The following is a 13,701-nucleotide window of genomic DNA, read 5'->3' as shown; positions in this document are numbered from 1 at the left end:
AGTATTATGGCTATCAAAAAAAATAATAATCAAGCAAAAGGTACTGTCAAAGATGTTGCACATTATCAAAGGAAATTTTGGAAAATCTTCTTTATAGGCTTGGGAAGCATCGGTTTGTTTTTCTTATTTGCTTCCTGGGGAATCTTCGGCTCAATGCCTTCCTTTGAAGACTTAGAAAATCCTGATTCTAATTTAGCTACCGAAATTATTTCGGCTGACGGAGTAGTTTTGGGTAAGTATTTTGAAAAAAACAGATCTCAATTAAAGTATTCCGATTTACCAAAAAATTTAGTTCAAGCTTTAATTGCTACTGAAGACGCTCGTTTTTATGAGCATTCTGGTATTGATGGCAGAGGAACTTTAAGAGCTATTTCCAGTTTAGGAACAAGCGGTGGAGCGAGTACGTTGACACAGCAATTAGCCAAGCAATTATTCCATGGTGAAGGGTCTAAATTCCTGCCTTTTAGAATTGTACAAAAAATAAAAGAATGGATTATCGCCATTCGATTAGAAAGACAATACACTAAAAATGAAATCATTGCCATGTATTGTAACGTATATGATTTTGGAAATAATTCTGTTGGAGTAAGTTCAGCGGCAAAAACTTATTTTTCAAAAGAACCAAAGGATTTAACTATCAGCGAATCGGCAATATTAGTGGGAATGTTTAAAAATTCCGGTTTATACAATCCTATCAGGAACCCGCAAGGTGTAAAAAACCGTAGAAACGTCGTGCTTTTGCAAATGGAAAAAGGGAAAATCATTTCAAAAGAAGAGAAAGAAAGATTGCAAAGTTTACCAATTAAATTAAATTTCAAATTAGAAACACATAAAGACGGAACGGCTACGTATTTCAGAGAATATCTACGTGATTACATGAAAAAATGGGCTGAAGAAAATAAAAAACCGGACGGTTCTGATTATGATATTTATAAAGACGGTCTAAAAATTTATACCACGATTGATTCCAGAATGCAATTGCACGCTGAAGAAGCAGTTACTGCCCACATGGCAAACCTTCAAGAAGAGTTTTTTAGTCAATCTAAGGATAATAAAAACGCTCCTTTTGTCAATATTTCTTCTGTAGAAACACAACGCATTCTGAATCAGGCAATGAAATCATCTAACCGATGGGCTGTAATGAAATCAATGGATAAAAGCGAGGAAGAAATTATAAAATCGTTCAGCGAAAAAGCAAAAATGACCGTCTTTTCTTGGAAAGGAGAAAAAGATACCATCATGACACCGTTGGATTCTATTCGGTATTACAAACACTTTTTACAATCTGGTTTAATGGCTATGGAACCACAAACCGGTAATATAAAAGCTTGGGTTGGTGGTATTAACTACAAATATTTTCAGTACGATCACGTAGGACAAGGTGCCAGACAAGTAGGTTCGACTTTCAAACCATTTGTTTACGCAACTGCTATCGAGCAATTGAATATGTCTCCATGTGACTCGATTATTGACGGACCATTTGTAATCAGAAAAGGACGCCATCATGTTACCGAAGATTGGGAACCTAGAAATTCAGACAACAAATACAGAGGAATGGTTACCTTGAAAAGAGGTTTGGCGAATTCCATAAATACAATATCCGCAAAATTAATTGACAAAGTGGGTCCAGAAGCCGTAATCGATTTAACCCATAAATTAGGCGTAAAATCCGAAATTGTAAACCAACCTTCCATTGCGTTGGGAGCTGTAGAAATAACCGTTGAAGATATGGTTGCAGCCTATAGTACTTTTGCTAATCAAGGTGTTTATATGAAACCTCAATTTATATCTAAAATTGAAGATAAAAGTGGTGTTATCATCTACGAACCAATACCTGAATCGCACGATGTTTTAAATAAAGACATTGCTTATGCAGTCATCAAATTACTGGAAGGTGTAACCGAAGGTGGTTCTGGAGACCGTTTGCGTACCACTGGCGGCGGTAACGGAGACAACCGCTGGACCGGTTATCCGTATTCATTTAAAAATCCTATTGCGGGAAAAACAGGTACTACTCAAAACCAGTCTGATGGTTGGTTTATGGGAATGGTTCCTAATCTGGTAACCGGAGTTTGGGTAGGTTGTGAGGATCGTTCGGCTCGTTTCAAAAGCATTACTTATGGTCAGGGAGCCACAGCCGCATTACCGGTTTGGGGTTATTTCATGAAATTGTGTTATGCTGATCCAGCCCTTAAAGTTTCTAAGGAAGGCTTTGAAAGACCCGCAAATCTTTCTATAAAAGTAGACTGTTACGTTCCTAAAAAGGTAATAGACACGACAGCCGTAGAGCAAGATACCGAAGAGTTTGAGTTGTAAAATTTTCATCTGGAGCTAATCCAGCTAACCGCTATATCTTTCTGATCCTGAAAAAATCAGGACCAGAAAAGATGTCGCTTTTATCTGGGCTAGGGCTTTGGTTCTCAAATTCAAATTCTGTTGTTCATAGTATTACAAACAGACTTACTTCTTCATTAAATAAAATTCGACAAATAGAAACTCATTTTTATGATTAACAAAAAAGTAAATAACGTTCAGGAAGCCCTTCAAGGAATTGAAAACGGGATGACTATTATGCTTGGCGGTTTCGGATTATGTGGTATTCCAGAAAATTCCATCGCTGAATTAGTAAAAAAAGAAACTACGGACTTAACGTGTATTTCAAACAATGCAGGTGTTGATGATTTTGGTCTTGGACTGCTTTTGCAAAAGCGCCAAATCAAAAAAATGATTTCTTCTTATGTAGGCGAAAATGCCGAATTTGAACGCCAAATGCTTTCTGGAGAACTCGAAGTAGATCTTATCCCTCAAGGAACTTTAGCAGAACGTTGTCGTGCGGCACAAGCGGGGATTCCCGCTTTTTTCACACCAGCCGGTTATGGAACTGAAGTAGCCGAAGGTAAAGAAGTTCGCGAATTCAATGGAAAAATGCATGTTATGGAACACGCTTTCAACGCTGATTTTGCCATCGTAAAAGCATGGAAAGGTGACGAAGCCGGAAACCTAGTTTTCAAAGGAACTGCAAGAAACTTCAACCCTTGCATGGCCGGAGCAGCAAAAATAACCATCGCCGAAGTAGAAGAATTATTGCCTGCAGGAAGTTTAGATCCAAACGAAATTCATATTCCCGGAATACTTGTAAATAGAATTTTTCAAGGTGTGAAATATGAGAAAAGAATTGAACAAAGAACGGTTCGTGCAAAAAATTAAACAATTTAGCAATTTTCCAATATAACAATTAATAAAAAATGGATAAAGAGAATATTGTTGTCACTAAATCCATTGATTTTGCATTAGATATTATAGCTTTTTGTGAAATATTAGAAAATAAACGCAAATTTATTATTGCTAATCAACTATTAAAGTCAGGAACAAGTATAGGCGCTAATATTCATGAAGCACAAAATGCCGAAAGCAGAGCGGATTTTATTCATAAAATTAAGATTGCAGCCAAAGAACTAGAGGAAACAAAATACTGGCTTTTGCTTTGTGAAAAAGCATCCTCATATCCTTTTGATGAAAGCTTAAAAATTCAAATTAATGAATTAGGATTAATAGTTTACAAAATCCTAAGCACTAGTAAAAATAATAAGTAACAATTTTCAAAATTGATATATTGTTACATTCATAAATTGATACATTAAGAAATGGCTTTAGATAAAAATCAAATTGCAAAACGCATTGCAAAAGAATTAAAACACAACTATTACGTGAATCTCGGAATTGGGATTCCAACATTAGTAGCTAATTATATTCCAGAAGGAATTGACGTTGAATTTCAGAGCGAAAACGGAATTCTCGGTATGGGTCCATTCCCTTTTGAAGGCGATGAAGATGCTGATTTAATCAACGCAGGAAAACAAACCATCACCACTTTGCCCGGAGCAAGTTTCTTTGACTCCGCATTCAGTTTTGGAATGATTCGCGGACAACATGTTGACTTAACAATCCTTGGCGCGATGGAAGTTGCCGAAAACGGTGATATTGCCAACTGGAAAATCCCTGGTAAAATGGTAAAAGGAATGGGAGGCGCAATGGACTTAGTGGCTTCTGCCGAGAATATTATTGTAGCCATGATGCACGTTAACAAAGCCGGAGAATCTAAGATACTTAAAAAATGTACGCTACCATTGACCGGCGTGGGTTGCGTTAAAAAAGTAGTAACAGAATTAGCCGTTTTAGAAATAACACCGCAAGGTTTCAAATTATTGGAACGTGCTCCAGGTGTAACCGTTGAACATATCATCGCTTCTACTGAAGCTGATTTAATTATTGAAGGCGAGATTCCGGAGATGGTTATTGATTAAAAATCATATATTAATAGTAAAGGCAACTCAAAAGAGTTGCCTTTTTTTGTTTATTTTAATAATAAGAAAGAATATAGTAATCTATTTTAACAAAAAAAATAAACATTTTTAAAAAAAGTGTGGTAAAACCGTAAAATTAAACTCCAATAAATAAATAATTTTACAATCTGAAATTAACCAAAACTATACCACATGAAAACAAAATTACTCGGAAAGATTGTGCTCTTTGCTTCCGTTTCTTTTCTCGCATTGGAAACAAATGCCCAAGAAACTGACAAAAATGTAAAGCAAAAAATCACAGATGAAAAAGGAGAACCTACTTTAATCCTTTTTAGCGAAAAGTCTATCTACAAGACTTCAGATTCTCAAAAAGTACTAAAAGAGCAATTAGGACTGAAAGAAAATTCAAATTTCTCAAAAGTTAAAACTGAAACAGACGACTTGGGTTTTCTGCATGAAAAATTTCAACTATCCCATAAAGGATTAAAAGTAGAATTTTCAATGTATTCATTGCATTCGAAAAAGTCAAAATTAGAATCGATGAATGGAGAGTTTTACCAACTGGAAGACATTAACACCAATCCAGGTTTGACCTATGAACAAGCTCTTACTAAAGCAATTTCTCAAATTGGAGCAAAAGAATATCTTTGGGAAAAACCATTAGAAGCGGCTGCTATTGATTACACAAAACCTGCTGGTGAATTGGTTTTACTTCCAATGATGGATGACGAAAAGTCTAGCAAAAAAAACAACGACATTCGATTAGTCTATAAATTTGACATTTATGCCACTAATCCGGTAAGTCGAGGTGATGTATATGTTGACGCTTTAACTGGAGAAATAGTATTCTATAATGCAACCATTAAACACTTAGGCGAATACAGCCATGGAAACCATAACCTTGCTAAAAAATCAGATGGGAGAATAGAAAAGCCACTATTTGTTGCCGCAAATGCAGCAACTCGTTATAGCAGCGCACAAACCATTCAAACGGCATTGAGCGGTTCGTCTTATATTCTATCTGACAATACGCGTGGTAACGGAATAAACACTTTCAACATGAAAAAAGGAACCAGCTACACAGCAGCGGTTAACTTTACAGATGTTGATAATAATTGGACTGCCACTGAATTTAACAATACAAACAAAGACAACGGTGCTCTTGATGCACATTGGGGTGCAGAAAAAACATACGACTACTTTTCTGCCAAACATGCCAGAAACAGTTATGACAATGCTGGCGCCATCATAAAAAGTTATGTTCATTTTGATACTGCATACGACAATGCATACTGGAATGGAAGTGTAATGACGTATGGTGACGGAAGCGGAACATACTTTGACATTCTAACTTCTCTGGATGTAGCAGCGCATGAAATCGGACATGCAGTATGTGAAAAAACAGCAAATCTGGCTTATCAAAGAGAATCAGGAGCCATGAATGAAGGGTTTTCTGATATCTGGGGCGCTTGTGTTGAATATTTTGCAGCACCTACAAAATCTACCTGGTTAATTGGTGAGGATATTGAAAGAAGAGCCGGTAAAACAGCTTTACGTTCGATGAGTAATCCAAAATTAGAAGGACAACCTGACACCTATGGCGGAACAAACTGGAAAGTCATTAACTGTGGCACACCAACTCAAACAAATGATTATTGTGGTGTTCATACCAATAGCGGTGTTTTAAACCATTGGTTTTATATTTTATCTGTTGGGAAAACAGGAACAAATGACATTGGAAGTTCATACAATGTTACCGGAATTACTATCGATAAAGCAGCAAAAATTGCTTACAGACTAGAAAGCGTTTACCTATCGGCCAACTCCACTTTTGCGAATGCAAGAACATTTGGAATTCAATCAGCAGTAGAGCTCTATGGAGCAGGTTCTGCCGAAGTAATTGCCACTACAAATGCATTTTACGCAGTAGGTGTTGGAGCTGCTTATTCCGGCTCCACCGATACAGTTGCACCAACAGCACCGGCTAACTTAACAGCTGCAGGAACAACTTCATCCTCTACAAATTTATCATGGACTGCTGCTACAGATAATGTTGCCGTTACCGGATATTCAATTTATAACGGAGCAACTTTGGTGACAACCGTAACAGGATTAACTTATTCTGTAACAGGATTATCGGCCAGCACTGCTTATACTTTCACAGTAAAAGCAAAAGATGCTGCCGGAAACTTATCTGTTGCAAGTAATGCCGTTGCTGTAACAACCAGTGCATCCACAATAACTTACTGTACTTCCACAAGCAATAACACTTCTGGTGAAAAAATTGCCAAAGTAGTTTTAGGAACTATAAACAACACCTCAACTGGTACGGCGGGATACGAAAATTTCACTTCGCTTTCTACAAATTTGTCTAGAGGTTCTTCACAAGCTATCACGATTACACCATCTTGGACATCAACAGTTTATTCTGAAGGTTATGCTGTGTGGATAGATTACAACAAAAACGGATTATTTACAGATGCTGGAGAATTGGTGTTTTCAAAAGCAGCATCGAAAGTGACACCAGCAACGGGTACAATAACTATTCCTGCTACTGCCGCCTTGGGAGTAACAAGAATGAGAGTCTCTATGAAATATAACGGAATTCCAACTTCCTGCGAAACTCTAAGTTATGGTCAAGTTGAAGATTATAACGTCAATATCACGGCATCTTCAACTATTGAAACAACCGCACTAAGTATTGATAATGATGTTCTATCATTAAATTTATATCCAAACCCGGTAGAAAGCGTATTAAATGTTTCAATGAATGTTACAAATAAGGCAACTTACAGAATTTACAACATGATTGGACAAGAAATAAAAACTGGAAATCTTACAGAAAATGAGATTAATGTTTCTAATTTTAAATCTGGAGTATATATTTTTGAAGTAAAGGATGAGGAAAAAACAGTAACTAAAAAATTCCTTAAAAAATAATTCTCATTTATAGTAATAACAAAATGTTTTTAAAAGTAATGCCTCCAAAAGTTAGATACTACTTGGAGGCATTTTTTTGATAAACCACTTAAAGTTAAATGATAAATCTCTTTTACAAACAAGCTAAAATAACTTGAAAGACCTGAAATTCATCTCAAACAAACGGGGTATTACAATTTTACTTCTTTTCATCAAAATAATTATTCGTTCACTTTGAAAATGTCCGTCCCAAAAATTTATGGGATTCAAAATTTAAAAAAATGCTTAAAAGGTCTAAAATTTATTTTATTCCTCTCCTTTAATTATTGACATATTCATGTCGAAATAATGAATCATTGACTGAAGTAACATAAAGCTTAAAAAATTGCACTTCATTAATCATTATTAGCACAAGCTAATATGTTAAAAGAACCAAGTCGCAACAAAAATCGCAGTAATCACACAGATTAAATCTACGACAAGCATGGTTCCTAGTGCATAACGTGTGTTTTTAATATTTACAGAACCAAAATAAACGGCTATCACATAAAAAGTACTTTCGGCACTACATTGAAAAATACTGCTCAATCTTGCCGTTAAGGAATCCGCTCCAAAAGTATTCATCGAGTCAATCAAAAACCCTCTTGATCCGGCAGAACTAAAAGGACGAAGTAACGCAACCGGTAAAGCATCCGTGATTTCCTTACTTACTCCCATATTAGAAAAAATGAAAGCGATCCAATTGCTAATAATTTCAAATAAACCACTGTTTCTAAATAAAGAAATAGCAACCAGCATTCCCAAAACATAAGGAAAAATAGTCACTCCCGTTTTCACACCATTATTGGCTCCCACTACAAAGCTTTCAAAAACTGTAGTAGATGCTTCAGTAAATTTTTTCTCATGAATAAAAGAAAAGATCAATGTAAAAGCAATGATTCCGATTAATATTAAAGCAGAAAGATTAGAGGTAAAATAGTTTTTTCCAATTAAATCCAAATGATTTACATACATCAACAAACCAACAATAGCAGCTATTAAAACCATCAATACAATAACCAGAGAAGCGCTTTTGAAATTGATTCTTTGTTTGATTCCTACAATTAAAAAGGCGGCTATAGTACCAATAAAAGAAGTGATAATACATGGCAACATCACATCCGCTGGATTGCTGGCATTTGCCGCAGCGCGATATCCTATAATAGACGTAGCGATTAAAGTAAGTCCTGAAGCATGCAAACACATAAACATAATTTGCGCATCACTGGCTTTGTCTTTCTCTGGATTTATTTCTTGTAAACTTTCCATGGCTTTTAGACCAAAAGGAGTTGCGGCAGAATCTAATCCTAAGAAATTAGCAGCAAAATTTAAAGTCATGTATGAAATAGACGGATGGTTTTTCGGAATACTTGGAAACACTTTTACAAAAACAGGGCTTAATGCTTTCGCCAATTTTCCAGAGGCTCCGGAAATGATTAACAACTCCATTAATCCACAGAAAAAGGCCAAATAAGCCATCAGCGGAAGGACTAAATCTAACAAAGTACTTTTACATGTTGGCAATAAACCATCTGATTTTTGAACACCACTGTAGATTTTTACGGTTTTGTTTTTAAAAACATAAGTTGTATCCGCATTTAGCGTATCGCGATTGATAATCATGGTTTGCTCTGGCGCTTTTTTGATGCTGTCTTTAATGTAAGCAGGTAGCTCTTCGGCAAATTTCTCCGAAACCAGAATTGGATCATCTTTCTTTCCGTTCAAAACGTGGTCAATAGTATAACTGTCTCCAGAAAACAAACTAAACACTACAAATACAATTGCTGAAATAAAAATGACCAACCAAAATCTACTCAATACCATAATCTATAATTTTTGTAAATGTAATAAATCAATATCAATTGCAATAACAATGATATAATGCTTACACATGAATAATCTCGTCCTCAATTAACAATTCTTCCCTGCGTAATCTCAGAAAAATTTGTGCCACGGCGATGGTATCTTTCTCACAATAAGTAACAATGCGGTCAATGTCTTTGTCTACATAAAAAACATGTCCTACTTGACTGCCATCGATGTCGCCTTTAGGCGAAGGGATTCCAAGTACTTTACACATTAACTTTAAGGAAGTAAAATGTTTGTAATCGCCAAATTTCCACAATTCCAACGTATCCAAATGTGGGATTTCCCATGGTTTTTTTCCAAATAAATTCAGCTTGTTCGGAATGGCGATTTGGTTGATAATCATGCGTCGGGCGAGGAACGGAATATCAAATTCCTTAGCATTATGACCACACAAAACATGTTGCGGCTGATTGAAATGATTGTTCAGGAGATTATTAAAATCCAACAATATTTTCTTTTCTTCTCCAAAGAAAGAAGTCACTCTAAAATTCCGAATATCGCCTTTGATAGTAAAATAACCTACCGAAATACAAACGATTTTCCCAAACTCGGCCCAGATTCCCGCACGATCATAAAAATCCTCCGGCGTGTATTCATCTTTGCGCTGGTATTGGGTCTTATGCTCCCAAAGGTCTTTCATTTCAGCATCTAATGCATTGAAATCTTCGGCTTCCGGAACAGTTTCTATATCTAGAAACAGAATGTTATTGAGGTTTATTTTTTCTATCATCAGCTAGATTTGTTAGATTTTTTGACTTCCTAGATTTTTAGATTAAATACAAAAACCTAAATTAGTAAACTTGATCGATTTTTTTGAATCTGAGACAATCTAAATTTCTAACAATCAAAGAAATCTAATGTGTCTAACCTTCTAAAAATCTAAGAAGTCTGTTTTTAAAATAGACTTTGTTGTGTGGTTGGATTCTCATGTTCTAACAACCATTTTTTGCGCCATAAACCTCCTGCATATCCAGTCAATGAACCATCTGTTCCAATGACTCTGTGACAAGGAACAACAATCCAAAGGGGATTTTTCCCATTAGCAGAAGCAACGGCTCGAATGGCTTTAACATCACCCAGTTTTTTGGATAAATCCATGTAACTACAGGTTTTGCCAAATGGGATTTCCAGTAATCCTTTCCAGACTTTTTGTTGGAATTCAGTTCCTTTTGGATTGAGTGCAAAGTCAAAATCAATTCGTTTTCCCTCGAAATAATCATTGAGTTGCGTTACGGCTTCTTGCAAAACAGTTGGAATTCTATTTGAAATTTCTCCTTCATCCGAAACTGAAATTACGGATATTCCGCTTTCATCACCGATTATTGTGGCAATTCCTAAAGGTGTTTTGATGTAGGCTGTTTCCATATTTTAAAGATAAAAAAATTAACCACATTGTTCCTAAAGAAGTAACAAAGTTCAGAAAGAAATAAAAATCAGAACGTTTTGAACATAAAAAAACCACTCGCAGAGACGAATGGTTCTTGTGTTTTAGCCCCGATAGCAGCGGCATCTCCCGATTTAGAAAAACAAGGCTTTTTAGCCGTAGTTTTTGTTTATCGGGAATACAGCGAATAGCGGGATTAGCTCCTGAAAAATATCAGGATTATTTCAAATGTGAGTAAACGTAAGCTTCTAATGCTTTTAATTCCTCATCAGACATCGCTTTAGTAACCGCGAAGTTTGTTTTCATAACTTCATACTGACTTGGGTCAACAATAGGCTCACCTTCGCCCTTTAAAAACGTTACGATGCTTGCATTTTTATCTTTGTATATCTTAGCAATATCCTGTAAACTTGGTCCTATCACTTTCTTGTCTACTTGGTGACAAGCAACACAGTTTCCTTTTCCTTTGAAAATTTCCTCTCCTAATTCCTCTGGAGTTTGAGCAACTTCTTCGGTAGTGGTTGGGTATAAAGGTTCTTTTTTGACTTCTTCTTTTTTACAAGAAGCAAAGGCTAAAACAGCAAATAAAAACAACGTCTTTCTCATAATATTTTTTTTTAATTTTAAGAATCTAAATCACTAAAAATTACCACCCTATATATTTGGGTGGCTGAATTTGATTCAAATTCAAATATACTAAAATTTGTGCTCTGTGATGGGTAACATGATCTTGCATCAAGTTGAGTATTTGCAATTTTGATTTTGGACCAGCAAAAAAATCTACTTTTTGGGATAATTCAACATCATTGGTTTTTTGTACAAATGCCTTTGCTTTATCAAAAGAGGATTTTATTTCTTGGATTATTTGCGCTTTCGAAAGTCCTTTTACCGCTTCTTTTTTCTCATATTTCTCTTCCGAAAAATGTGTTGTACCCAACCAATTCATGTTGTCTTGTATGTGAAATAATTGTTCTCTAAATGACATTTCACGTTCAGCAGGCTTGTAATCATATTTATCCTCCGGCATAGCTTCTGCAACGGCTATTAAATAATCTTTGGAATTATCCCATTTCTCGATGAAAGTAGCAACTACCTCAACTTGTGCAAAAATGCTATTGGAAAGCAGTAAAACCGCTATTATTAAACATTTTTTCATGTTTATTTGTTTAAAAGTATTGCGGCTTCTTTGGCAAAATAAGTCGAAATCAAACTGGCTCCGGCGCGTTTGATACACATTAGTTGTTCCATCATTATCTGATCATGATCCAACCAACCTCTTTCGGCAGCGGCTTTAATCATCGCATATTCACCCGAAACGTGGTAAACCGTTACGGGAACATTTACCGCGTTTTTAACCTCGCGAACGATGTCTAAATAGGCAATCCCTGGTTTTACCATAACCATATCAGCGCCTTCTTCCACGTCCCACAACGCTTCTTTGATAGCTTCGATGCGATTGGCATAATCCATTTGGTAAGTTTTTTTATCTTTTGGAATTTCAGTGGCGTCAACAGGAGCGCTGTCTAATGCATCACGGAACGGTCCGTAAAATGCAGAAGCATATTTAGCCGAATAACTCATGATTCCCACGTTATGAAAACCGGCAGCGTCAAGACCTTCACGCAAACGCAATATGCGTCCGTCCATCATGTCTGATGGCGCTACAAAATCGGCACCGGCTTGCGCATGAGAAACGGCCATTTTTACCAAGGCTGCGTTCGTCGAATCATTTTCTACATCTCCGTTTGCAATGATTCCGTCATGACCATAAATAGAATAGGGATCCAAAGCTACGTCAGGCATTACAATCATTTCCGGACAAGCGGCTTTGATGGCACGAATTGCATTTTGCATTAATCCGTCTGGATTCCAAGCCTCATTTCCTTCGTTATCTTTTAAATTTTCACTGACTTTTACATAAATATTTACCGCACGAATTCCCAATGCAAATATTTCTTTGACTTCTTCTACCGTTAAATCTATCGAACGGCGAAATATGCCTGGCATGGAAGGAATTTCAACTTTGTAGTTTTCACCTTCAGCAATAAACATGGGAAACATAAAATCCGCTGGACTCAAACTGGTTTCACGAACTAAACTACGGATAGATTCATTCGTTCTTAATCTTCTGCCTCTGTGTAATGGGAACATATGATTTATGATTTTAGATTAGCGATTGCTGATTTATGATTTAAAACTAAATGTTGATAACAGAAAATCTGAAATCAAAAATCGTTAATCATCAATCTACAATCCAATTTTTAGGGTTTTCTAATACGTTTACTAATTTTTCTTCTTCGCTTCCAGGTTCAGCGTGATGATCGTAAACCCATTGCACATGTGGTGGTAAACTCATCAGAATACTTTCGATTCTTCCGTTAGTTTTTAGTCCAAATAAAGTGCCTTTGTCATGAACTAAATTAAACTCCACATAACGACCACGACGAATTTCCTGCCACGTTCTTTGTTCTGGAGTATACAGTAAATCTTTTCTCTTTTCTACAATTGGAACATACGCTTGGAGGAAACTATTTCCGACTTCAGATACGAAATCAAACCAGTTTTGCATACTCATGTCATCGGTTGCTTTGCAATAATCGAAAAACAATCCGCCAATTCCGCGGGCTTCATTTCGATGAGCGTTCCAAAAATAGGAATCGCATTGTTTCTTGTATTTTGGATAAAACTCCAGATTATGTTTGTCGCAAGCGGTTTTACACGTTTGATGAAAATGAAGTGCGTCTTCTTCAAACAGATAATAAGGTGTTAAATCCTGCCCACCACCAAACCATTGCTGAATTACATTTCCGTTGTCATCATACATTTCGAAATAACGCCAGTTCGCGTGAACGATTGGTGTCATTGGGTTTTTTGGATGCAATACCAAACTCAGTCCGCAGGCAAAAAAATCAGCTTCGCCTACATTGAACATTTTCTGCATGGCTTCAGGTAATTTTCCGTGAACTGCAGAAATATTAACGCCGCCTTTTTCGAAAACAGTTCCGTTTTCGATTACGCGGGTTCTTCCTCCTCCACCTTCCGGACGTTCCCAAAGGTCTTCACGAAATTTGGCTTGACCTTCAACCGCTTCCAATCCTTTACAGATTTGGTCTTGAAGGTTTTGTATGTATTGGTAAAATTGTTCTTTCATTATAAATTAGTTTTCAGTAATGGTTTTCAGCTACA

Annotated in this window: 12 protein-coding genes; 5 read left to right on the top strand and 7 right to left on the bottom strand. The window is 36.3% G+C overall.

Going from position 1 to position 13,701, the window contains the following annotated elements; translation table 11 throughout:
- Positions 1 to 6: 6 nt before the first annotated feature.
- The 5 genes from G7A72_RS09565 to G7A72_RS09545 all read left to right on the top strand — a co-directional run bounded on the left by G7A72_RS09565 (position 7) and on the right by G7A72_RS09545 (position 7,244).
- Positions 7 to 2,316, top strand: coding sequence for a penicillin-binding protein 1A (locus tag G7A72_RS09565; protein WP_165152300.1), 2,310 nt, complete (start codon positions 7 to 9; stop codon positions 2,314 to 2,316).
- A 189-nt stretch (positions 2,317 to 2,505) separates the two neighbouring features.
- A complete protein-coding gene (locus G7A72_RS09560) occupies positions 2,506 to 3,207 on the top strand; it encodes a CoA transferase subunit A (RefSeq protein WP_165152299.1) in 702 nt (233 codons plus the stop codon).
- A 38-nt stretch (positions 3,208 to 3,245) separates the two neighbouring features.
- Entirely contained in the window at positions 3,246 to 3,593 is a 348-nt protein-coding gene (locus G7A72_RS09555) for a four helix bundle protein (protein WP_113664635.1), read from the top strand.
- 51 nt (positions 3,594 to 3,644) lie between these two features.
- On the top strand, positions 3,645 to 4,304 hold the full coding sequence (locus G7A72_RS09550) for a CoA transferase subunit B (protein WP_113664636.1): 660 nt from the start codon (positions 3,645 to 3,647) through the stop codon (positions 4,302 to 4,304).
- A gap of 192 nt (positions 4,305 to 4,496) precedes the next feature.
- Entirely contained in the window at positions 4,497 to 7,244 is a 2,748-nt protein-coding gene (locus tag G7A72_RS09545) for a M4 family metallopeptidase (protein WP_165152298.1), read from the top strand.
- A gap of 402 nt (positions 7,245 to 7,646) precedes the next feature.
- On the opposite strand, the gene G7A72_RS09540 is transcribed toward G7A72_RS09545, so the two are convergent.
- The 7 genes from G7A72_RS09540 to hemF form a co-directional block, all read right to left on the bottom strand.
- A complete protein-coding gene (locus G7A72_RS09540; RefSeq protein ID WP_165152297.1) occupies positions 7,647 to 9,086 on the bottom strand; it encodes a nucleoside recognition domain-containing protein in 1,440 nt (479 codons plus the stop codon).
- A 61-nt stretch (positions 9,087 to 9,147) separates the two neighbouring features.
- Entirely contained in the window at positions 9,148 to 9,861 is a 714-nt protein-coding gene (locus G7A72_RS09535; protein WP_099713896.1) for a 3'-5' exonuclease, read from the bottom strand.
- 164 nt (positions 9,862 to 10,025) lie between these two features.
- The gene (locus G7A72_RS09530; protein ID WP_165152296.1) at positions 10,026 to 10,496 is read right to left on the bottom strand and encodes a methylated-DNA--[protein]-cysteine S-methyltransferase; all 471 of its coding nucleotides are present in this window, start codon (positions 10,494 to 10,496) and stop codon (positions 10,026 to 10,028) included.
- Positions 10,497 to 10,734: 238 nt separating this feature from the next.
- Positions 10,735 to 11,121 carry a c-type cytochrome gene (locus G7A72_RS09525; protein ID WP_165152295.1) on the bottom strand — a complete coding sequence of 129 codons (387 nt, stop codon included), beginning with the start codon at positions 11,119 to 11,121 and terminating at the stop codon, positions 10,735 to 10,737.
- A gap of 40 nt (positions 11,122 to 11,161) precedes the next feature.
- Positions 11,162 to 11,671, bottom strand: a complete 510-nt coding sequence (locus tag G7A72_RS09520) for a DinB family protein (RefSeq protein ID WP_165152294.1) — start codon at positions 11,669 to 11,671, stop codon at positions 11,162 to 11,164.
- Positions 11,672 to 11,673: 2 nt separating this feature from the next.
- Entirely contained in the window at positions 11,674 to 12,666 is a 993-nt protein-coding gene (gene hemB / locus G7A72_RS09515; RefSeq protein ID WP_165152293.1) for a porphobilinogen synthase, read from the bottom strand.
- 91 nt (positions 12,667 to 12,757) lie between these two features.
- Positions 12,758 to 13,666: an oxygen-dependent coproporphyrinogen oxidase gene (gene hemF / locus G7A72_RS09510; RefSeq protein WP_165152292.1), complete on the bottom strand. Its 909-nt coding sequence runs from the start codon at positions 13,664 to 13,666 to the stop codon at positions 12,758 to 12,760.
- Positions 13,667 to 13,701 lie beyond the last annotated feature (35 nt).

Source organism: Flavobacterium sp. Sr18 (assembly GCF_011064265.1).
Classification (GTDB): Bacteria; Bacteroidota; Bacteroidia; order Flavobacteriales; family Flavobacteriaceae; genus Flavobacterium; species Flavobacterium petrolei.
The sequence above is the reverse complement of the archived record's forward strand: the minus strand, read 5'-3'. Positions and strand labels throughout refer to the sequence as shown.